Below are 20,769 nucleotides of genomic sequence, written 5' to 3' on the forward strand. Positions count from 1 at the left end.
AAAAGTCCTGGGCTCCGCCGCCACCCTTGCCATGGGTGGACTGCTGGGTTGCACCACCAACGCTCGCCAAGGAGCCTCCATGTCCGATTCCACGCCGGAAGTCATCTTCCACAACGGCCGCTTCACCACGCTGAACAAGGCCCAGCCCACCGCCACCGCCGTGGCCGTGAAGGACGGCCGGTTCATCGCCGTGGGCTCGGACGCCGAGGTGCTGGCCCTGGCCGGCAGCGGCACGCGCCGCATCGATCTGCAGCGCCGCAGTGTGCTGCCCGGCCTGTTCGACAACCACACGCACGTGATCCGTGGCGGCCTGAACTTCAACCTGGAGCTGCGCTGGGACGGCGTGCGCTCGCTGGCCGACGCGCTGGACATGCTCAAGCGCCAGGTGGCCATCACGCCTGCGCCGCAGTGGGTGCGCGTGGTCGGCGGTTTCACCGAGCACCAGTTCGTGGAAAAGCGCCTGCCCACCATCGACGAGATCAACGCCATCGCGCCCGATACCCCGGTCTTTCTGCTGCACCTGTATGACCGCGCCCTGCTCAACGCCGCCGCCCTGCGCGCCGTGGGCTACACCCGCGACACGCCCCAGCCTGCAGGCGGCGAGATCACGCGCGATGCCAACGGCAACCCCACGGGCCTGCTGCTGGCCAAGCCCAACGCCACCATCCTCTACAGCACGCTGGCCAAGGGCCCCAAGCTGCCGCTGGACTACCAGGTCAATTCCACGCGCCACTTCATGCGCGAACTCAACCGCCTGGGCGTGACCGGCGTCATCGATGCGGGCGGGGGCTTTCAGAACTACCCCGACGACTACGACGTGATCCAGAAGCTCAGCGACGCCAACCAGATCACCGTGCGCCTGGCCTACAACCTGTTCACGCAAAAGCCCAAGGAGGAGAAGGCCGACTTCCTCAACTGGACGCAAAGCGTGAAGTACAAGCAGGGCAACGACTATTTCCGCCACAACGGCGCGGGCGAGATGCTGGTGTACTCGGCCGCCGACTTCGAGGACTTCCGCCAGCCGCGCCCCGACATGCCGCCCAGCATGGAGGGCGACCTGGAGGAAGTGGTGCGCGTGCTGGTGCAGAACCAATGGCCGTGGCGCCTGCATGCCACCTATGACGAGACCATCTCGCGCGCGCTCGATGTGTTCGAGAAGGTGCACCGCGACACGCCCATCGACGGCCTGAACTGGTTCTTCGACCATGCCGAGACCATTTCGGACAAGTCCATCGACCGCATTGCGGCGCTGGGCGGCGGCGTGGCCGTGCAGCACCGCATGGCCTACCAGGGCGAATATTTCACCGAACGCTACGGCGCACGCGCCACCGAGGCCACGCCGCCCGTCAAGAAGATCCTGGAGCGCGGCGTGAAGACCTCGGCCGGCACGGACGCCACGCGCGTGGCCTCCTACAACCCCTGGGTGTCTCTGTCGTGGATGGTGACGGGCAAGACCGTGGGCGGCCTGCAGATGTACCCCCAGCGCAACCTGCTGGACCGCGAGACCGCGCTGCGCATGTGGACCGAGAACGTGGCCTGGTTCTCCAACGAGGAAGGCCTGCGCGGCCGCATCCAGGTGGGCCAGCTGGCCGACATGATCGTGCCCAGCAAGGACTACTTCGCCGTGCCCGAGGACGAGATCTCCTTTCTCACCTCCGACCTCACCGTGGTGGGCGGCCGCGTGGTCTATGGCGCAGGCCCCTTCCAGCAGCATGACGACAACCCGCTGCCGCCGGCCATGCCCGACTGGTCGCCCGTGCGGCGCTTTGGCGGCTACGGCGCCTGGGGCGAGCCCGAGGGCGCGGGCAGGAACTCGCTCAACCCCGCGCGCTACCGCAGCCTGGCGGCGGCCTGCGGCTGCGGCACCAGCTGCGGCATGCACGGCCACAGCCATGCCGACGCATGGGCATCGAACGTGCCGACCTCGGACCCCAAGAGCTTCTTCGGCGCGCTGGGCTGCTCCTGCTGGATGGCCTGAGGAGCACACGCATGACACCCGCCATGACCCAAGCCAGTACGTTCTCCGGCCGCCTTGCGGCCACCGCACGCCCGGTGTTCGGCAGCCAGGCCGTGCGCCTGGTGGCCTACCTGGGCCTGTGCGCCGCCTATCTGCAGGGCGGCCTGGTCAAGCTCACCGACTTTCCCGGCGCGCTGGGCGAGATGGCCCACTTCGGCCTGTCGCCGGCACCGCTGTTCGCGGTCCTGGTGATCGCGCTGGAGCTGGGCGCCTCGGCCATGATCATCACCGGCCGGCTGCGCTGGCTGGGCGCCCTGGCGCTGGCCGCGTTCACGCTGCTGGCCACCTTCGTCGCGCTGCGCTTCTGGGAGCTTCCCGCAGGGCAGGAGCGCTTCATGGCGGCCAATTCCTTCTTCGAGCATCTGGGCCTGGTCGGCGGCTTTCTGTTCGTCGCCTGGCATGACCTGGGAGAGCGCCATGACCGCTGATTCGACCCGGCCCGCAGCCACTGCCTCCGGCAGCTTCGCGCCGCTGCGCCAGCCCGTGTTCGCGGTGCTGTGGGCGGCCACGGTGCTGGGCAACATCGGCAGCTTCATGCGCGATGTGGCCAGCTCCTGGATGGTGACCGAGCTGTCGGCCAGCCCGGCCGCCGTGGCCCTGATCCAGACGGCGGCCACGCTGCCCATCTTCCTGCTGGCGATTCCGGCCGGCGTGCTGTCCGACATCCTGGACCGCCGCCGTTTCCTGATCGGCATCCAGATCCTGCTGGCCGCCGTCAGCGCCAGCCTGCTGCTGCTGGCACGCACCAACACGCTGACCGTGGAGTACCTGGTGGCGCTGACCTTCGTGGGCGGCATAGGCGCGGCGCTGATGGGGCCGACCTGGCAGTCCATCGTGCCCGAGCTGGTGCCGCGCAGCGACCTCAAGAACGCGGTGGCGCTGAACTCGCTGGGCATCAACATCGCACGCGCCCTGGGCCCTGCGGCCGGCGGCCTGCTGCTGGCCAGCTTCGGCGCGGCGGCGGCCTATGGCGCGGACGTGGCCAGCTATGTATTCGTGATCGCCGCGCTGGTCTGGTGGAAGCGCCCCAAGGCAGAGGCCTCGGCCCTGAACGAACAGTTCTTCGGCGCCTTCCGCGCAGGCCTGCGCTATGCGCGCTCCAGCCGCGAGCTGCATGTGGTGCTGCTGCGCGCCGCCGTGTTCTTCCTCTTCGCCAGCTCGGTGTGGGCCCTGCTGCCGCTGGTGGCGCGGCGCATGCTGGGCGGCTCAGCAGGCTTTTACGGTGTGATGCTGGGCGCCGTGGGCGCAGGCGCCATCCTGGGAGCGCTGGTGCTGCCGCGCCTGCGCAAAAGGCTGGATGCCGATGGCCTGGTGCTGCTGTCCTCCGTGCTCAGCGCCGCCGTGATGGCCGCGCTGTCCACGGCGCCGCCGCAATGGGCCGCCGTGCTGCTGATGCTGGTGCTGGGCCTGGGCTGGATCATTGCGCTGACCACGCTCAACGGCGTGGCCCAGGCGGTGCTGCCCAACTGGGTGCGCGGCCGCGGGCTGGCCATCTACCTGATGGTGTTCAACGGCGCCATGGCGGGCGGCAGCCTGGCCTGGGGGCTGTTCGCGCAGGGCGTGGGCATTCCCACGGCGCTGCTGATCGGCGCGGCGGGCCTGGTGGCCATCTCGCTGGTGTTCCACCGCATCAAGCTGCCCACGGGCGAGGCGGACCTGCAGGCCTCCAACCACTGGCCCGAGCCGCTGCTGGCCGAGCCCGTGGCCCATGACCGTGGCCCCGTGATGATCCAGGTGGAGTACCAGGTGCGCCGCGACGACCTGCCAGCCTTCATCGAGGCCATGCAGCATGTCGCACGCGAACGCCGCCGCGACGGCGCCTATGCCTGGGGCATTGCCGAGCACACGGGCGAGCCGGGCCGGGTGATCGAGTGGTTCCTGGTGGAGTCCTGGGCCGAGCATCTGCGCCAGCACCAGCGCGTGTCCAGGGCCGATGCCGATCTGCAGGCCCAGGCGCTGCGCTTTCACATCGGCCCCGAGCGGCCCGTGGTCCACCACTTCCTGGCGCTGGATGCCGCCAGTGCCGCCAGTGCCGCAAGCGGGCCTGCGCAGGCACCGGCGCACGGCCACGCCCACTGAAGCGTTGCGGCAGGCCGGCCCCTGGCCTGCGCCCGGCCTGCCAGGACACCTCAGCGGATATCCAGCCGCTCCAGCGCACGCACCAGGTCGGCCAGCGTGCGCACCTGCATCTTGCGCATGGCCTGGCCACGCCGCACCTTCACCGTGATCTCGCTCACGCCCAGGTCTGCCGCGATCTGCTTGTTCAGCAGGCCGCGCACCACGCCCACGACCACTTCCTGCTCGCCCGGCGACAGCGATTGCCAGCAGGCGCGCAGCGCCTGTTCGCCGGCCTCCAGCGCGCGGCGCTGGCGGTCCAGGGCAATGCCCTGCTGGATGGCGTCCAGCAGGTCCTGGTCGCGGAAGGGCTTGGTCAGGAACTCGATGGCGCCGGTCTTCATGGCCTCCACGCTCATGGGAATGTCGCCATGGCCGGTGATGAAGATGGTGGGCAGCTTCAGGCCCATCTCCAGCATCTGGCGCCGGAAGTCCATGCCGCTTTGGCCCGGCATGCGGATGTCCAGCACCAGGCATGCAGGCCCCGCGGGCGGCTGCCGCTGCCAGTGGTCCAGAAACTCGCGCGTGGCGCCGAAGGCGCGCACGCACAGGCCCACCGAGGCCAGCAGGTCCTCGATGGCGGCACGCACCGAGGCGTCGTCATCGACGATGTAGACAAGTGCCTCGGCTTCGGCCGTGGAGGGTTCAGCCATGGCGCAATCCCGTGGAAGACCTGTCGCCCATGGCCGGGGCGCAGGCAATGGTGATGTGAAAGACCGTGCCGCCGCGCATGTCCTCGCGGTCCGTGGCCCAGATGCGGCCGCCGTTGGCCTCGGCCATGTGGCGGCAGATGTTCAGGCCCAGGCCCATGCCGTCGGGCTTGGTGGTCCAGAAGGCATCGAACAGGTGGGTGCGGGCCAGGGGCGACAGGCCTTCGCCCGCATCGGCCACGGTCAGCACCAGTTGCTGGCCCAGGGCCTGGGTGGTGACGGTGATGCGCCGCTGCGCGGCGGGCGTGCCCTGCATGGCATCCATGGCATTGATCAGCAGGTTGGCCAGCACCTGCTGGATGTGCACGCGGTCGGCCCAGGCCGGCTGCAGCGCGGGCGCCAGTTGCAGGTCCAGGGCCACGCCGCGCCGGTCCAGCTCGGCGTCCGACAGGCGCGCCATCTCGCGCACGGCGTCGTTGAGGTCGAAGGACTGGCGGCTGGGCGCCTCGCCGCGCGCCATGCTGCGGATGCGGGCAATGACATCGCTGGCGCGCTGCGCATCGCCCAGGATGCGCTCCAGCGCCTGGCCGGCCTTGGCCAGATTGGGTGGGTCCTGGGCCAGCCAGCGCTGGCAGGCATTGCCGCTGGTGACGATGGCCGCCAGCGGCTGGTTGACCTCATGGGCGATGGAGGCCGTCAACTGCCCCAGGCTGGTGGCCTGGGTGATGCGCATCAGCTGGGTGCGCGCCTCATGGGCGGCGTTCTGGGCCGCCACCATCTTCAGGCCCAGATAGGCCGTGATGGCAATGGCCAGGATGCTGATCACCATGTTGATCAGTCCGGTGCGATAGGCACCGGCAGGCGTGAGCGCAAAGCTGGCCAGGGTCAGCACGATGCACAGCGCCGTGAGGCCGATGACCACGCGCGGGCTGAACCAGCGCACCGCCACCAGGATGATGGCGGTATGGAACACGGCGGCCGCCACGGCGTAGTCGGTCAGCGTGTCCAGCGCGAAGATCGCGGCCATGGCGACGCCCATGGCCGCCAGGATCAGGGCCCGGGGCCAATGGGGAAAGCGGCGCAGAGCGGTGGTCATGGCGTGCAGGGCTGCGATGAGGGCGTGTCGATTGTGTCGCAAGATGCCCTGCCCTCCCGCGATCAGAGGGCGGGGCGCCGGCCCACGCTCAGTTGGAGCTCCACCGTGGCCTTGGCCAGCTCGGTCTCGGCCTCCAGCGATCCCAGGTAGGCCTCGTCGGCTGAGCGCTGGGCGGACAGCAGCTCTAGCAGCGAAGCTTCGCCATGCCGGTAGGACAGGCGTATGCCTTCGAGCACGCGCTGCGCATCGCGCAGCACGCCGTCTCGGTAGCGCTGCACGTTCTCGCGCGCGGCGCTCAGGCGAAAGCGCGCGCCGCGCACATCGGCCTCGGCCCGGTTCTGGGCCTGCTGCAGGGCCAGCATGGCCTGGGTCACGGCCGCCTCGGCCTGCACCAGATCGCCCCGGTCCAGGCGCGACAGCGGCAGCGGCACGCTGACCGAGACCGACAGCGTGCGCGAGCGCCCGCCGCCATCGAAGGGATTGCCCTGGGCATCGGTGCCGGCCGCCGTGGACGGCACGGCGGCCATGCCCACGGCCAGCGTGGGATTGACCCAGCGGTTGGCCTGGGCCAGGCCCGCGTTGTCGCGTGCATGCTCCAGCGCCGCCTGGGCGATGCGCACCTCGGCGCGCGACTGCAGCGCCTGGGCGACCAGGGCATCGGCATCCTCCAGCCCCGAGTCTTCGGCCAATTCCATGAAGCCGCATTGCAGCGTGTCGCTGGCAAAGACTTCGGACAGGCGGCGCCCCAGCGGGACGGACAGCGCCAGCCGCGCGGTCTGCGCCTCGGCGCGCGCCTGCACCACCTCGGCCTGGAAGCGGTCGCGCTCCACGCGCGACTGCAGCCATTCCACGCCGCCGATGTCGCCGGCCTTGCGCCGCAGCTCGTTGGCCTGCACCACGTCGCCCAGCGCCTTCAGCGTCTGCTGCTTGCGCTCCAGCGCCAGCGAGTCGCGGCAGGCCTGGGTGTAGTCCTGGGCGGCATCGGAGAACAGCTGGCTGCGCACGCCTTCAAGGCCGGCCTCGGACAGGCGCACCTGGCTGCGTGCGGACTGGATGCGTGCGGCGCGCTTGCCGCCCGTCTCCAGCTCCATGCTGATCTCGTAGTTGCGCGTGGTGGGCCGGGGCTGACCCGTGCGCACCTGCTCGCGCGAGGCGCCCAGCGTGAGGCTGGGGTCGGGGCGTATGCCGGCGATGCCGATGCCGGCACGCGCGGATTCCACGCCCTGCTCCTCCGAGCGCAGCAGGGGGCTGTGCTGCTCCACGGCGTTGAGGTAGTCGGAAAAGCGCAGGCCGGCGGACGGCGCCGTCTGCGCCTGGGCTGCGGCGCCAAGGCACAGCAGCAGGGCCAGGGCCTGCCTGGGGAAGAAAGGGGTCGTTTGCATGGCGACTCGCATCAATGGGGTTGGCTCGTTGCGGTGCGATGCCCGCCCTCGTCCTTGGCGGCATCCGGATCGCCGCTCTCACCGCGTTCAGCGGCACGGCGCTGGCGGCGCTCGGCCGCGCGGGCGGCACGGGCCTCGATCACGTAGTAGAGGTTGGGCAGCAGCAGCAGGGTCAGCAAGGTGGCGCTGAACAGGCCGCAGACCACGACCGTGGCCAGGGGCCGCTGCACGTCGCTGCCCAGGCCCGTGGCCAGCATGGCCGGCGTGAGGCCGAAGGCCGCGACGGTGGCCGTCATCAGCACGGGGCGCATGCGGCTGGAGGCGCCTTCGAGCACGGCTTCGCGCAGGCCCAGGCCGTCCTCGCGGCGCAGCCGGTTGATCTGCGAGACCATGAGCACGCCCGAGAGCACGGCCACGCCGAACAGCGCGATGAAGCCTACGGCGCTGGAGACGTTGAGCGTCATGCCGCGCAAATGCAGGCCCGCAAAGCCGCCGATCATGGCCAGCGGCACCACGCCCAGCACCAGCAGCGGCTGGCGCAGGTTGCCGAACTCGCCGAACAGCAGCACCAGCATGATGCCCAGCGTCAGCGGCAGGATCATGAGCAGCCGCGCCTCGGCACGCTGCAGGTTCTCGAACTGCCCGCCCCACTCGATGTGCAGCTTCTGGCGGTCGTAGTCCAGGTGCTGGTCGATGGCGGTGTGCGCATCCTTGAGGAAACCCGCCAGGTCGCGGCCGCGCACATTGAGCTTGACGAGGATGTGGCGCTCGCCGCCCTCGCGCACGATGACGCTCTGGCCCACGGTGGTGGTGATGCGCGCCACGTCGGCCAGCGGCACCTGGGCGCCATTGGCCGCCGACAGGCGCAGCGCGCCGATGGCCTCGGGGCTGCTGCGCGTGTCGGGCGTGAAGCGCACGGCCATGTCGTAGCTGCGCTCGCCCACGTAGAGCTGGCCGATGGAGGCCCCGCCCACGCCGGTGGAGATGAGCTGCGCCACCTCGGAGGCATTGATGCCGTAGCGCGCGGCAGCCGCGCGGTCCAGCGCAATGCGCAGGTTGGGCAGCGGCGGCTCCACGTCCACGGCCACGTCGGCCGCGCCGGGCACTTTCTCCAGCACGGCCACCAGGGCATCGGCCACGCGCCGGTCCTCGGCCAGATCCTGGCCGAAGACCTTCACCGTGAGGTCGCTGTGCGCGCCCGACAGCTTGTCCTGCACGCCGTCGATCATGGGCTGCATGAAGCCCACGGAGTAGCCGGGCAACTGGTCGAAGCGCGCGGCCATCTTCGCGATCAGCTGCTGCTTGGTCAGGCCCGACTTCCATTCGCCATAGGGATGCAGGCCCACGCTGGCCTCGATGTGCGAGGGCGTCCAGTAGTCCGTGCCGTCATCGTTGCGCCCGGTCTGGGTGACGATGTAGGAGACCTCGGGGAACTCCAGCGCGGCGCTGCGCAGCGCGTCGGCCATGTCGCGCGCCTTGTCCAGCGTGATGCCGGGCGGCATCTGCACCTGCAGCCAGATGGAGCCTTCGTCCAGGTACGGCAGGAAGTCGCGGCCCATGGTGCCCGCCAGCACGCCCAGCGCCAGCAGCGAGGCCGCCACGGCCCCCGCCAGCCAGCGCACGCGGCCCACGGCCACGCCCAGGAAGCGGTCATAGCCCACGCCCAGCCGGTGCAGCACGGGGTTGTGGAAGATCTTGCGCGGCCTGCGGAAGGCCAGCCAGGCCAGGGCCGGCGTGAGCAGCAGGGCCACGGCCAGCGCCCCGACCAGGGCCGCGCCCACGGCGCTGGCCATGGGCGAGAACAGCTTGTACTCGATGCGCTCGAAGGCGAACAGCGGCAGGTAGGCGGCCGCGATCACGCACATGCCGAAGAAGATGGGCCGCGCCACCTGCAGCGTGGCCGTGATGGCATCCCTGGGCGTGAGCGGCCGGTTCTGGTCGGCCTCGCGGCGCCGCAGGATGTTCTCGACCACGACCACGGCGCCATCCACCAGGATGCCGAAGTCGATGGCGCCCAGCGACAGCAGGTTGGCCGGAATCTTCGCGTGGTGCATGAAGATGAAGGCCAGCAGCAGCGCCATGGGAATGGTCAGCGCCACGATCAGCGCCGCGCGCGGGCTGCCCAGGAAGACCAGCAGCACCAGGGTGACGACGATCAGACCTTCGGCCAGGGTCTTGCCCACGGTGTGGGTGGTGCGCTCGATCAGCGTGGTGCGGTCCAGGTAGGGCACGACCTTCACGTCGGGCGGCAGCAGCTTGCCGTTGAGCTCCTCCACGGCGGCGTGGATGCCCTCCAGCGCCTGCGAGGGGTTGGAGCCCTTGAGCAGCAGCACGATGCCCTGCAGGGTGTCGGAGTTGCCGTCCTTGCCCAGGATGCCGCGCCGCTCCACGTTGCCGTAGGTCAGCCGCCCCAGGTCCTTGACCAGCACGGGCGTGCCGCTGTCCGTGGTCTTGACGACCACGTTGCCCATGTCGTCCAGCGAGCCCAGCAGGCCCACGCCGCGCACCACATAGGAAACATCGCCCCGGTCGATGACGCTGCCGCCGCCGCTGGCGTTGTTGGCATTGATGGCCTCGATCACCTGGGACAGCGCCAGCCCGTACTGCAGCAGCCGCGCCGGGTCCAGCTCCAGCATGAACTGCGTGGTCAGGCCGCCGAAGTTGGTCACGTCCACCACGGACTGGGCCTTTTTCAGGCGCGGGATCACCACCCATTGCTGCAGCTCGGACAGCTCGCGCAGGCTGCGCACGGGGCTTTCCAGCGTGTAGCGGTAGACCTCGCCCGTGGGCGAGCTGTAGGGGTCCAGCCCGGCGCGGGCGCCATAGGGCAGCGTGACCTCGTCGATGCGCTCCTTCAGGCGCTGGCGCGCCCAGTAGCCGTCCACGCCGTCCTCGAAGACCACGGTGATCAGGGACAGCGCGAACAGGCTGCGCGAGCGCAGCACGTGCATGCCGGGCGTGGCCAGCAGGGCGCGCTCCAGCGGAATGGTGATCTGCTGCTCGATCTCCTCGGCCGCCAGGCCTGGCACCTGGGTGACGATCTGCGAGGTCACGTCGGCAATGTCGGGATAGGCCTCCAGCGGCAGCTGCTTCCAGCTGAACACGCCATACAGGGCCGCGAAGCAAAAGACCAGCCAGACCACGCCGCGGCGGGAAAAACCGATGTTGACGATGCGCTCGATCATTGCAGCAGCACTCCCCCGTTGACCACCACGCGCTCGCCGGCCGCCAGGCCCGAGAGGATCTCGGCCTGGCCGTCCTGCTGCGCGCCGACCTGCACGTCACGCGGCTCGAAGCGCCAGCCGCCCTTGTCCACGAAGACGCGCGTGCTGACCTGGCCCTGCAGCAGGGCTGCGGCCGGCACCATCACGGCCTGGCGCGCCGGGGCGTCGAAGCCCACGCGCGCAAACATGCCGGGGCGCAGCCGCCCTTCGGGGTTGTCCACGGCCACGCGCACCTTGACGCTGCGCGTGGCGGTGTCCACCAGCTCGCCCACGTACTGCACGCGGCCCTGCAGCTGCAGGTCGGGATAGGCGGCCAGCGCGATGTGGGCCTGCTGGCCCACGTCCACATGGGCCAGGTCGCGCTCGCTGACGCTGGCGCTGAGCCAGACCTTGCGCAGGTCGGCCACGGTCATGACGGAGGCATTCACATCGTTCCAGTAGCCGCCCTGCGAGCCTGCCATCTCCACCACGCGCCCGCTGATGGGCGACTTGACCACGTAGCTGCCGCGCGAGCCTTCCTGCACGGCCGCACCCAGCTGGGACAGGTGGTCGGAGGCGGCGCGCGCATCGGCACCTGCTGCGGCCAGCGACTGCTGCGCGGCCTCGTAGTCCTTGCGCGCGGCGATCTCGGCATCGAACAGCAGCTTCTGGCGGTCGAATTCCTGGCGCGCGTGCAGCAGCGCGGCCTGAGACTTGGCGTGCTCGGCACGCACGCTGGAGATCTCGGAGGAGTCCATGGTGATCAGCGCATCGCCGGCCTTCACCGCATCGCCCAGCTGGTGGTGCAGGCGCACCAGGCGGCCCACCACGGGCGGCGTGATGCGGACCAGCTTTTCAGGCTCGGCCTCGATGGTGGCGGGGGCCGACAGGCGGGTCTGCAGCGGCTGCAGGGCGATCTCGGCCACCTGCAGGCGCTGGCGCAGCGGCGAGCCTTCGGGCACCACGATGAGGTTGCCTTCGCGGCGCACGGGAGCCGGCTGCGGGGCGGCGGTGGCGGGGGTTGCTACTGCAGCCTGGGTTTCGGCCGGGCCGTTGCAGGCGGCCATGGCCACGCTGATCAGCAGCCCGCCCACAGGCCAGGCAGCCGCCAGCAAGGGATGGCGCTGGTGCAGGCCATGGGGTCGGCCATGTGGGTGGCCATGGGGTCGGCCTGGTCGTTCGGAAGCGAGAAAGCGGGTCATCCTGAGGTCTCCGGGTGCCACGGACCCGCGCAGACCTCTCGCCCCTTCAGGCGATCACAGGCCTCCGCCCGGGTCCGGGCAGATCAAGAAATGGAAGAAGGGAAAGACGGAAAGGGGCGGCGCGGCAGCGCCTGGCAGGATCGGGATCGGAATCAGGATCGGGGTCCATGGGGTACTCCTTTGCGTGTGGGTGGCGCAGTCCCCGTGCAGGCCGGGAGCCCTGTTTGCTGCAGTGCAATATGTGCCCGGAATTATCAAAGGCGAAAGTGCCTGCGGCCAGCCTTTGTTGGGAAGGCTGGCCTGTTCATTGGTGGATGCGGGATATACCTTCGTATAGAAGATGGCCGGCACCTGGCCCGATCGGCCCGGCCACATAGGCCCCGCCCGGAAAGCAAAAAGCCGCCAGCGCGGAGCGGGCGGCTTGCGGGCGATGGCCTGCGGGAAAGGTCAGTCCACTTTCAGGCCGATGGCTTTCACCAGTTCGCCGAAGCGCTCGCGCTCGGTGGCGTGGTGGTCGATGAAGGCCTTGCGGCTCAGCGGCGCGGGCGTGGCGCCCAGGGTGAGGATGACGTCGTTGACGTTCTTTTGCTCCAGCGCCTTGGCCACGGCAGTGCGAACGGCCTCGATCACGGATTCGGGCGTGCCCGTGGGCGCGTAGATGCCGAACAGCGTGTCGGCGTCAAAGCCCGGCAGGCCGCTTTCGGCCAGCGTGGGCACGTTGGGGTACTGCGGCGAGCGGTGCGGGCTGCCGATGGCCAGCAGGCGCAGCTTGCCGGCCTCGACCTGCTTGAGGCCCGGACCCGGGTCGAACCAGAACTGCAGCTGCCCGCTGAGCACGTCGCTGAGCGCCGGGCCCGCGCCCTTGTAGGGGGCGTGCACGGCATCGACACCGGCCATGCGCTTGAACATCTCGCCGGCCAAATGGGGCGAGCTGCCCTGGCCCGGCGAGCCGTAGGACAGCTTGCCGGGGTTGGCCTTCAGGTGCTTGATGAAGTCGGCCACGTTGGTGGCGGGCACGGCGGGATTGGTCTCCAGGAACACATGCACGCGCGCCACGGCAGCCACGGGCGTCAGGTCCTTTTCGGGATTGAAGGCCAGCTTGCTGTAGATCATCGGGTTGATGGTGATGGCCCCGCCCGAGCTGAGCAGCAGCGTGTAGCCATCCTTGGGCGCGCGCACGGTTTCGCTGATGCCGATGTTGCCGCCCGCACCGGGCTTGTTGTCCACCACCACCGACTGGCCCAGCACCTGGGACATGGTGGGCGTGATGGCGCGCGCCAGCACATCGGCCGCGCCGCCGGGCGCGAAGTTCACGACCAGGCGCACGGGGCGCTCGGGCCATTTGTCGCCGGCCTTCTGCGCCAGCGCAGGGACCGAGGCCGTCGCGCCCAGCAGGGCCAGCAGGCCCAGGCGGCGCCAGCGGCTGAAGGGGGTTGTCTTGTGCATGAGCTATGTCTCCTTGGGTTATGAGTTCTTGAAAACGGTGAGGGCGCCTGAAGCAGCAGCGGCGCTACGGTCAATCCAGCCGTATGCCCGCCGACTCGATGACCTGGCCCCAGCGCCGGCTTTCGCTGCGCCAGTAGTCACGCATCTGGGCGGGCGTGCCGGGCAGCGGCTCCAGCGACAGCGCCTCGAAGCGCGCCAGCACGGCAGGCGAGCGCAGCGCCTGCTGCAGCGCCACGGACCAGGCCTGTACGGTGGCGTCGTCCGTGCCTGCGGGTGCCACCAGGCCCTGCCATGCATGGGCCTCGAAATCCTTCACGCCCTGCTCGGCCAGCGTGGGCACGCCCGGGTGGCTCTTGAGACGTTCGGCGCTGGCCACGCCGATGACGCGCAGCTTGCCGGCCGCAATGTGCTGGGCCGCCGCCGCGCTGTCGGCCAGCATGAAGGGGATCTGGCCGCCGATCACATCGATCAGCGCCGGCCCCGCGCCGCGGTAGGGCACATGGGACATCTTCACGCCCAGGCGCTGGGACAGCAGTTCGGTGGCCAGGTGGTGCGGCGTGCCTAGGCCCGGGCTGCCGTAGCTGACGGGGCCTGGCTGGGCCTTCATCCACTGCGTGAACTCCTGCAGGTTGTGCACCGGCAGCTGGTTGCCGACCACAAGGAACAGCGGAAAGCGCGCCAGCAGGCCGATGGGCACGAAGTCCTTCTCGGCGTTGTAGGCCAGCTTGCGAAACAGGTGGGGGTTGGCCGCCAGCGTGGCGAAGTCGGCCGTGAAGACCAGGCTGCCCAGCTCGCGCGTGCGCGCCGCGTATTCGGCGGCGATGTTGGTGCCGGCCCCGGGCTTGTTCATGACGACCACGGTGCGGCCCAGGGCCTTGCCAAAGGACTCGCCCACGGTGCGCGCCACGGCGTCCGAGCCGCCGCCTGCGGCAAAGCCCACCACCCATTCGACGGGCTTGCCGGTCTGGGCGTGTGCCGTGCCCATGCCCAGCAGGGGCGGGGCGCCTATGGCCAGTGCGGCCTTGAGTGCTTGTCTGCGCAGCATCTTGTCTCCTTCTTGTAGTGGCTCGTTTTGCCTTGAGCGCGTTCAGCGCGGTGCGACGGCGCCCGCGTTCTCGGACAGGCTGACCAGTGCGTGCAGCGTGCGCGTCACCGGCACGGCAATGCCCAGGCGGTCGGCCACCTGCAGCACGGCGCCATGGATGGCGCCCGTCTCGGTGGCACGGCCGGCCAGCAGGTCCTGCAGCATCGAGGGCTGGTGGCCCCGGTGGTGGTCCAGCGCATCGCACACGGCCGCGCCCACGCGCTCGGCGCTGGCAGCGACGCCATGGGCATGGGCGACGGACAACACCTCGTCCAGCACGCGCTGCAGCAGGGCCTCGCCCTGCGGATTGGCCAGTCCTTCCACGGTCTGGCGCGTCACGGCGCACACGCCGTTGAAGGCGGCATTGAAGGCCAGCTTCTCCCAGATGGCCTCCTGCACCTGCGGGTCGATGCTGCAATGCATGCCTGCGCGGTTGAGGTCTTCCGCCAGCAAGTCGAAGACCGCGCTGCGCTGGCCATCGCAAGGCATGAAGCGGATACCGCCCTGCCCCATGGAGCTCACCTCGCCCGGCGACATCACGCGCGCAGGCCAGGTGGTCACGCCCACGGCGATGCGTTCGGCCGGCACCCGCTCGCGCAGCACGTCGGCATGGCCTATGCCGTTTTGCAGGCTCAGGAAATGCGTGTCCGGCCCGATGAGGTGGGCAATGCCCTGCAGTGCGGCCCGCGTATGGGCCGACTTGGTGAAGACCAGCCACAGCGCGGGCCCTGCCGTGAGCTGCTCGGCCCGCGCCGCATGCACGCGGGCCTGCAGCCGCCCCTCATCGGTGTGGCAGCGCGCGCCATCGCGGTTCAGGGCCTGCAGCAGCTCGTCGTTCACATCGACCAGGGTCACGTCCAGGCCGATGCGGGCCAGCCGCGCGCCGAACAGGGTGCCCATGGCGCCTGCGCCGAGGATGCCTATGCTTCTTGTGTTTTCCATTGCCGTGTCTCCTGCAGGGGGCTTCGCCTCAGGCGACCTCGACCTCAACCACGATGGGCTTGGGATGGGCCAGCGCGCGCTCCAGCACATCGGCCAGCTCGGCCGCGTTCTCCACATGCACGCCGTCGCAGCCCTGGCCACGGGCCAGCGCCACGAAGTCGATGTCGGGCAGTTCCGTGCCCTCGACCTTCTCGCCCTCGCGGTAGCCGAAGACATGGGCGAAGTCCTGCAGCGCCGCATAGCGGCGGTTCTTGAGGATCACGAAGCTGATGGGCAGGCGCAGCTGGGCTGCACTCCAGAGGGCCTGGATGGCGTACATGGCCGAGCCGTCGCCGATGACGGCGACCACCTTGGCCTCGGGCTTTGCCAGCGCCACGCCCACGGCGGCCGGCATGCTGTGGCCCAGGCCGCCGCTGCACATGGTGTAGAAGGTGCCCGAGTGGAAGATGGGCAGGTAGGTCTGGATGGTGGAGCGCGAGCTGGGCGCCTCTTCCACCACGATGCTGTGGCGGTCGCGCACCTGGGCCAGCGTGTGCATGGCAAAGGCCACCGACATGCGCTCGCCTGCGGCGGGCGCGGCCGGCACGGGCGCTGCGGGCCGGGGTGCGGGCGCCTGGCGCGGTGCGGGTGCGGGGCGCTGCAGCAGCTCCTCCACGCCCATGCGCACATTGCCCACGGCGGCCGTGCCCACGGGGGCCCAGGCGGCAATGGCCGGGTCCTCGATCAGCTGGTAGAGCGCCGTGCCTTCGGGGATGTGCGGGCCCTCGCCTTCCACGTGGTAGGTGAAGGCGGACGCGCCCACGGCGAAGACCACGTCATGGCCGGACAGCAGCTGCACGATGCGCTCACGCATGGCGGGCAGGAAGCCGGCGAACAGGGGATGGTCCTCGGGGAAGCTGCAGCGCCCGCTCATGGGGGCCACGAAGACGCGGGCCTGGTGGCGCTCGGCCAGCGCGACCACGGCATCCCAGCCCTGGGCCCGGTCCACGGCCGCGCCCACGACCAGGGCCGGGGCACGCGCGGCGTCCAGCGCCTGGCCGATGAGGTCCAGCGTGCGCGGATCGGGCCGCGTCTCGAAGCCCACATGGCGCAGCGTGACGGGCTCGGCCGGCTTGTCCCAGTCATCGGCGGGAATGGAGACCAGCACGGGGCCGCGCGGCTCCTGCATGGCGATGTAGTAGGCGCGCGCCAGCGCCTGGGGCACGTCTTCGGCGCGCGCGGGCTCGCAGCTCCACTTCACATAGGGCTTGGGCAGCTCGGCGGCCTGGCTGGAATGCAGGAAGGGGTCGAACTGCAGCAGCGAGCGCGCCTGCTGGCCCGCCGTGATCACCAGGGGCGTGCGGTTCTTGAAGGCCGTGAAGATGTTGGCCATGGCATGGCCCACGCCCGCAGCCGAATGCAGGTTCACGAAGCTGGCATTGCGCGTGGCCTGGGCGTGGCCGTCGGCCATGCCCACGACCACGGTTTCCTGCAGGCCCAGCACATAGGAGAAGTCTTCGGGGTAGTCGCGGAACAGCGGCAGCTCGGTCGAGCCCGGGTTGCCGAAGATGCGCGTCATGCCCAGCTCGCGCAGCATGGCGATCACGGCATGGCGCACGGTGTAGGTCGCGGTGGAGGGGGAAGTCTGGGCGGGCTGGCTGCGGGGGGTGGTGGGTGCTTGCAAGATGGGGGCTCCTGGGGAATGGGCCGGCCGCCCGGTGCGTGCCGAGCGGTGGCCATGGAAGTCGGTGCCCATGGTGCAGGCGCTTATGATTTCCAGCAATTGAATAAACTATCTAAGAGATATTCACCAAATGGATATCAAGAACCTGGACCTCAACCTGCTGCGCGTCTTTGACGCCGTGTACCGCCACTGCAGCGTCAGCCGCGCGGCCGAGGAGCTGGGCATGTCCCAGCCCGCCGCCAGCCAGGCCGTAACGCGGCTGCGCCTGCTGCTGGGCAACCCGCTGTTCGAGCGCGCGCACGCAGGCGTGCGCCCCACGCCGCGTGCCGAGCGCCTGGCGCTGGCCGTGCGCCAGGCGCTGGAGGTGCTCGAAGTCGCCATGTCCGAGGCCCAGAGCTTCGAGCCACTGCAGGCGCGCCAGCGCTTTCGCATCCACCTGAGCGACATCGGCGAGGCGCGCTTTCTGCCGCCGCTGATGCAGGCGCTGCACCAGCGCGCCCCGCATGTGCAGCTGGAGACCCTGCCCATGCCGCTGGACGGCATTGCCGATGCGCTGGACCGGGGCACGCTGGACATCGCCATCGGCTTTCTGCCGGGTGGCACGCGGACCCGGCAGACCGTGCTGCTGTCCGACCATTACGGCGTGCTGCTGCGCAGCGGCCACCCCGCGCTGGCGCACCTGCCCGAAGGCGCGCCACTGGCGCTGGCCACGCTGCGCCAGCTGGATTTCGCGGCCGTGCGCTCGCATTCGGAGACGCTGCGCATCCTGCAGGCGCTGCGGCTCGATGAGCGCATCCGCCTGTCGGCCGCACATTTCATGGCCGTGCCCTCCATCGTGGGCAAGACCGACCTGGCGGTGATCATGCCGGCCGAGATCGCGGCCGGCTTTGTCGAGCGCGGTGGCTATGCGGTGCGCGACGCCGACCTGCCCGATCACCGCTTTGACGTGTCGCTGCACTGGAGCTGGCGCTTCGAGCAGGAACCGGCCAAGCGCTGGCTGCGCGAACTGGTCTGCGAGCTGTTCCAGCAGCCCCGGCACCGCGAGGCCGCCGCGCCCTAAAGGGCCGGCCGTCACAGCCATGACTTGCGGGCCTGCCGACTCAGTTTCGTCTAAGAAACCGGCGCCAGACTGGTCCCTGCGCCGACAAGGGCACGCGGCCGGCCGCGCCGAAGATGGACACCGGCCTGTTTCATCCACTCTCCAGGAAAGACTCACCATGCAACTCAAGGACAAGGTCGCCTTCATCACCGGCTCGGCCAGCGGCATCGGCAAGGAGATCGCCACGCTGTTCGCCAGCGAAGGCGCGCGCATCGTCATTGCCGACCTCAACAAGGAGGCAGCCGACGCCACGGCGGCCGAGCTGCGCGCCACGGGAGCGCAGGCCATGGGCGTGGCCGTGGACGTGACCGACGAGGCCCAGGTCAACGCCTCGGTCGAGGAGGCCGCCCGGGCCTTCGGCGGCATCGACATCCTGGTCAGCAATGCCGGGATACAGATCGTGCATCCGGTGGAGGAATTCAGCTTTGCCGACTGGAAGAAGATGCTGGCCATCCACCTGGACGGCGCCTTCCTCACCACGCGCGCCTGCCTCAAGCACATGTATGCGCAGGGCCGGGGCGGCAGCGTGATCTACATGGGATCGGTGCACTCCAAGGAGGCCTCGCTGCTCAAGGCGCCCTATGTCACGGCCAAGCACGGCCTGATCGGGCTGGCCAAGACCGTGGCCAAGGAAGGCGCCAAGCACGGCGTGCGCGCCAATGTGATCTGCCCGGGCTTCGTGCGCACGCCGCTGGTGGACAAGCAGATTCCCGAGCAGGCCCGCACGCTGGGCATCAGCGAGGACGAGGTCATCAAGAACGTGATGCTCAAGGAAACCGTGGACGGCGAGTTCACCACCACCGAGGACGTGGCCCGCGTGGCCCTGCTGTTCGCGGGCTTCCCCAGCAATGCGCTGACCGGCCAGTCGCTGGTGGTCAGCCACGGCTGGTTCATGCAGTAAGTCGCCAGTCGGCCACCCAATCGGCCCTCAATCGGCCCTCAATCGGCCCTCAATCGGCCTTCAGGCCCAGCGCACGCGTCACGGCGGCATAGCGGTCGATGTCGGCCGCGATCAGCGCCTGGAATTGGCCCGGTGTCTGCCGCGCCAGGGTGTAGCCCTGGTCGCGCAAGCCAGCGCTGACGGCGGGATCGGCCAGCGCCTGTTCCAGCGTGTCATGCAATGCCTGCACCGTGGCCCGGGGCGTGGCGGCAGGTGCCAGCAGGCCGTGCCACTGCTCCACCGCAAAGCCCGGCAGGCCGCGCTCGGCCACCGTGGGAACGCCGGCCAGCTGCGGCAGTCGATGCGGCGCCGTGACGGCCAGGGCGCGCACGCGGCCTGCAGCGATCATGGCCGCAGCACTGCTGGCCGTGACCATGCCCGCCGCCACCTGGCCTGCCGCCACGGCCGTGATGGCCGGGCCGCAGCCCTTGTAGGGCACATGCTGCACAAAGCGCTTCGCCTCCCGGGCCAGCATCTCGCCGGCCAGGTGCTGGGGCGTGCCATTGCCGCAGGAGGCGAACAGCAGAGGCCGTTCCTGGCGCGCCTGGGCCAGCGCATCCTCCAGCGTCTGCAGCGCGCTGTCCGCAGGCACGACCAGCACCGAGGCGATGGAGCCCGCGTTGAACACCGCCGTGAAGTCCTTGCGCGGATCGAAGTCCAGGCGCTCGTACACACCGGGGTTGATGGCGAACGAGCTGTTGGCCATCAGCAAGGTGCTGCCGTCCGCCGCGGCCTGGGCCACGGCATGGGCGCCGATGTTGCCGCTGGCGCCGGGCCGGTTCTCCACCACCACGGGTTGGCCCAGGCGCTGCTGCAGCTGCTCGCCCAGGCGCCGCGCCAGCAGGTCCGTGCCGCCGCCCGGCGGAAAGGTCACGACGATGGTGATGGGCCGCTCCAGGCGCGTGCCGGCCTTGCCCGGCGCCGCCAGCCAAAGCCCCGATGCGCCCGCCAGCAGCGCGCAGGCCGCCAGCGTCCAGAGTCCCCGCCCGCGCAAAGAAAATGCCATGGCCGAGTCCTCAGGTGTCGAGGCCGATGTCGAGAACCCGGGCGCTGTGCGTGATCCAGCCCACGGCGATCTGGTCCACGCCAGTCTCGGCCACGGCGCGCGCCGTCTCGGGCGTGATGCGGCCCGAGGCTTCGGTCACCGCGCGCCCGCGCGCCATGGAGACGGCCGTGCGCAGCGTGTCCAGGTCCATGTTGTCCAGCAGCACCACTTCCACGCCCAGGGACAGCGCCACCTCCAGCTGCTCCAGCGTGTCCACCTCCAGCTGGATCTGCACCATGTGGCCCACGCCTGCGCGCGCCCGGGCCAGGGCCTCGGCCACGCCGCCTGCCAGCGCGATGTGGTTGTCCTTGATCAGCACGGCATCGTCCAGGCCGAAGCGGTGGTTGCTGCCGCCGCCCACGCGCACCGCGTACTTCTGCAGCGCGCGCAAGCCTGGCATGGTCTTGCGCGTGCAGGTCACGCGTGCGCCCGTGTCGGCGATGGCCCGCGCGATCGATGCCGTGGCCGTGGCCACGCCGCTCAGGTGGCACAGGTAGTTGAGCGCCACGCGCTCGGCCGTGAGGATGGCGCGCGCGCTGCCGTGGATGCGCGCGATCTCCTGGCCTGGCGCCAGTTCGCTGCCATCGCGCAGCACCGGCTCGAAGCGCGACTGCGCATCCAGCGCACGGAACGCCAGCCGCGCCATGTCCAGCCCGGCCAGCACGCCCTCCTGGCGCGCCACCAGGCGCAGTTCGGCCTGTGCGTCGGCAGGAACAATGGCATCCGTGGTCAGGTCGCCCGCGCGGCCCAGGTCTTCCAGCAGGGCCGAGCGCACCAGCGGCTCCAGCATCAGGTCGGGCAGCGGCGGTACCGGCAGGCGGGCACTGAGGGCATTGGCAATATTAATGCTCATTTTGAGTATATGTAGGTCAAAAAAATGTGGCG

Annotated in this window: 16 protein-coding genes; 5 read left to right on the plus strand and 11 right to left on the minus strand. The window is 70.0% G+C overall.

Annotation, left to right across the window (positions count from 1 at the left end; translation table 11 throughout):
- Window positions 1-79 precede the first annotated feature (79 nt).
- From A4F85_RS16370 to A4F85_RS16380, 3 genes are read left to right on the plus strand one after another with little or no spacing between them, the layout of a single operon-like run.
- Window positions 80-1,978 (plus strand): amidohydrolase, encoded by a 1,899-nt coding sequence (locus A4F85_RS16370; RefSeq protein ID WP_063327173.1) that lies wholly within the window; start codon window positions 80-82, stop codon window positions 1,976-1,978.
- Between the two features lie 23 nt (window positions 1,979-2,001).
- Window positions 2,002-2,445, plus strand: a complete 444-nt coding sequence (locus A4F85_RS16375) for a DoxX family protein (RefSeq protein ID WP_174549386.1) — start codon at window positions 2,002-2,004, stop codon at window positions 2,443-2,445.
- Complete coding sequence (locus A4F85_RS16380) at window positions 2,435-4,096, plus strand: MFS transporter (protein ID WP_063328006.1); 1,662 nt, start codon at window positions 2,435-2,437, stop codon at window positions 4,094-4,096. The genes A4F85_RS16375 and A4F85_RS16380 overlap by 11 nt, the downstream gene beginning before the upstream one ends.
- Window positions 4,097-4,146: 50 nt before the next feature.
- Here A4F85_RS16380 and A4F85_RS16385 read toward each other — a convergent pair whose 3' ends face one another.
- The 9 genes from A4F85_RS16385 to mdlC all read right to left on the minus strand — a co-directional run bounded on the left by A4F85_RS16385 (window position 4,147) and on the right by mdlC (window position 16,800).
- Entirely contained in the window at window positions 4,147-4,785 is a 639-nt protein-coding gene (locus A4F85_RS16385; protein ID WP_013804046.1) for a response regulator transcription factor, read from the minus strand.
- Entirely contained in the window at window positions 4,778-5,878 is a 1,101-nt protein-coding gene (locus tag A4F85_RS16390) for a sensor histidine kinase (protein ID WP_063327174.1), read from the minus strand. Before A4F85_RS16390 ends, A4F85_RS16385 begins: the two co-directional genes overlap by 8 nt.
- A 62-nt stretch (window positions 5,879-5,940) precedes the next feature.
- Window positions 5,941-7,260: a TolC family protein gene (locus A4F85_RS16395; protein ID WP_063327175.1), complete on the minus strand. Its 1,320-nt coding sequence runs from the start codon at window positions 7,258-7,260 to the stop codon at window positions 5,941-5,943.
- An 11-nt stretch (window positions 7,261-7,271) separates the two neighbouring features.
- Window positions 7,272-10,445: an efflux RND transporter permease subunit gene (locus A4F85_RS16400; RefSeq protein WP_063327176.1), complete on the minus strand. Its 3,174-nt coding sequence runs from the start codon at window positions 10,443-10,445 to the stop codon at window positions 7,272-7,274.
- Window positions 10,442-11,665 carry an efflux RND transporter periplasmic adaptor subunit gene (locus tag A4F85_RS16405; RefSeq protein WP_063327177.1) on the minus strand — a complete coding sequence of 408 codons (1,224 nt, stop codon included), beginning with the start codon at window positions 11,663-11,665 and terminating at the stop codon, window positions 10,442-10,444. The genes A4F85_RS16400 and A4F85_RS16405 overlap by 4 nt, the downstream gene beginning before the upstream one ends.
- 447 nt (window positions 11,666-12,112) lie before the next feature.
- A complete protein-coding gene (locus tag A4F85_RS16410) occupies window positions 12,113-13,111 on the minus strand; it encodes a Bug family tripartite tricarboxylate transporter substrate binding protein (RefSeq protein WP_012203478.1) in 999 nt (332 codons plus the stop codon).
- A 70-nt stretch (window positions 13,112-13,181) separates the two neighbouring features.
- Window positions 13,182-14,156 carry a Bug family tripartite tricarboxylate transporter substrate binding protein gene (locus A4F85_RS16415; protein ID WP_063327178.1) on the minus strand — a complete coding sequence of 325 codons (975 nt, stop codon included), beginning with the start codon at window positions 14,154-14,156 and terminating at the stop codon, window positions 13,182-13,184.
- A 42-nt stretch (window positions 14,157-14,198) separates the two neighbouring features.
- Window positions 14,199-15,137, minus strand: a complete 939-nt coding sequence (locus A4F85_RS16420; protein ID WP_063327179.1) for a ketopantoate reductase family protein — start codon at window positions 15,135-15,137, stop codon at window positions 14,199-14,201.
- A gap of 28 nt (window positions 15,138-15,165) precedes the next feature.
- On the minus strand, window positions 15,166-16,800 hold the full coding sequence (gene mdlC, locus A4F85_RS16425; RefSeq protein ID WP_197485496.1) for a benzoylformate decarboxylase: 1,635 nt from the start codon (window positions 16,798-16,800) through the stop codon (window positions 15,166-15,168).
- Window positions 16,801-16,930: 130 nt separating this feature from the next.
- Here mdlC and A4F85_RS16430 point away from each other — a divergent pair, with 130 nt between their 5' ends.
- On the plus strand, window positions 16,931-17,860 hold the full coding sequence (locus A4F85_RS16430) for a LysR family transcriptional regulator (protein ID WP_063327180.1): 930 nt from the start codon (window positions 16,931-16,933) through the stop codon (window positions 17,858-17,860).
- Between the two features lie 157 nt (window positions 17,861-18,017).
- The gene (locus A4F85_RS16435) at window positions 18,018-18,800 is read left to right on the plus strand and encodes a 3-hydroxybutyrate dehydrogenase (RefSeq protein ID WP_012203473.1); all 783 of its coding nucleotides are present in this window, start codon (window positions 18,018-18,020) and stop codon (window positions 18,798-18,800) included.
- A 49-nt stretch (window positions 18,801-18,849) separates the two neighbouring features.
- Here the strand turns inward: A4F85_RS16435 and A4F85_RS16440 are convergent, their stop codons facing one another.
- Together A4F85_RS16440 and nadC are read right to left on the minus strand one after the other, a co-directional pair.
- On the minus strand, window positions 18,850-19,845 hold the full coding sequence (locus A4F85_RS16440; RefSeq protein WP_063327181.1) for a tripartite tricarboxylate transporter substrate-binding protein: 996 nt from the start codon (window positions 19,843-19,845) through the stop codon (window positions 18,850-18,852).
- A gap of 10 nt (window positions 19,846-19,855) precedes the next feature.
- Window positions 19,856-20,737, minus strand: a complete 882-nt coding sequence (gene nadC, locus A4F85_RS16445; RefSeq protein ID WP_016447964.1) for a carboxylating nicotinate-nucleotide diphosphorylase — start codon at window positions 20,735-20,737, stop codon at window positions 19,856-19,858.
- Window positions 20,738-20,769: the final 32 nt, after the last annotated feature.

Origin of the sequence: Delftia sp. GW456-R20 (assembly GCF_001622915.1) — a bacterium.
Classification (GTDB): Bacteria; Pseudomonadota; Gammaproteobacteria; order Burkholderiales; family Burkholderiaceae_C; genus Comamonas; species Comamonas acidovorans.

Bases quoted from the DNA above. Each gene is read 5' to 3' on its own strand.
- A4F85_RS16410 (WP_012203478.1), bottom strand. From the start codon at position 13,111: ATGCACAAGACAACCCCCTTCAGCCGCTGGCGCCGCCTGGGCCTGCTG.
- A4F85_RS16405 (WP_063327177.1), bottom strand. From the start codon at position 11,665: ATGACCCGCTTTCTCGCTTCCGAACGACCAGGCCGACCCCATGGCCAC.
- A4F85_RS16415 (WP_063327178.1), bottom strand. From the start codon at position 14,156: ATGCTGCGCAGACAAGCACTCAAGGCCGCACTGGCCATAGGCGCCCCG.
- A4F85_RS16390 (WP_063327174.1), bottom strand. From the start codon at position 5,878: ATGACCACCGCTCTGCGCCGCTTTCCCCATTGGCCCCGGGCCCTGATC.
- A4F85_RS16440 (WP_063327181.1), bottom strand. From the start codon at position 19,845: ATGGCATTTTCTTTGCGCGGGCGGGGACTCTGGACGCTGGCGGCCTGC.
- A4F85_RS16370 (WP_063327173.1), top strand. From the start codon at position 80: ATGTCCGATTCCACGCCGGAAGTCATCTTCCACAACGGCCGCTTCACC.
- A4F85_RS16435 (WP_012203473.1), top strand. From the start codon at position 18,018: ATGCAACTCAAGGACAAGGTCGCCTTCATCACCGGCTCGGCCAGCGGC.
- A4F85_RS16385 (WP_013804046.1), bottom strand. From the start codon at position 4,785: ATGGCTGAACCCTCCACGGCCGAAGCCGAGGCACTTGTCTACATCGTC.
- A4F85_RS16375 (WP_174549386.1), top strand. From the start codon at position 2,002: ATGACCCAAGCCAGTACGTTCTCCGGCCGCCTTGCGGCCACCGCACGC.
- A4F85_RS16430 (WP_063327180.1), top strand. From the start codon at position 16,931: ATGGATATCAAGAACCTGGACCTCAACCTGCTGCGCGTCTTTGACGCC.
- A4F85_RS16400 (WP_063327176.1), bottom strand. From the start codon at position 10,445: ATGATCGAGCGCATCGTCAACATCGGTTTTTCCCGCCGCGGCGTGGTC.
- nadC (WP_016447964.1), bottom strand. From the start codon at position 20,737: ATGAGCATTAATATTGCCAATGCCCTCAGTGCCCGCCTGCCGGTACCG.
- A4F85_RS16395 (WP_063327175.1), bottom strand. From the start codon at position 7,260: ATGCAAACGACCCCTTTCTTCCCCAGGCAGGCCCTGGCCCTGCTGCTG.
- A4F85_RS16420 (WP_063327179.1), bottom strand. From the start codon at position 15,137: ATGGAAAACACAAGAAGCATAGGCATCCTCGGCGCAGGCGCCATGGGC.
- A4F85_RS16380 (WP_063328006.1), top strand. From the start codon at position 2,435: ATGACCGCTGATTCGACCCGGCCCGCAGCCACTGCCTCCGGCAGCTTC.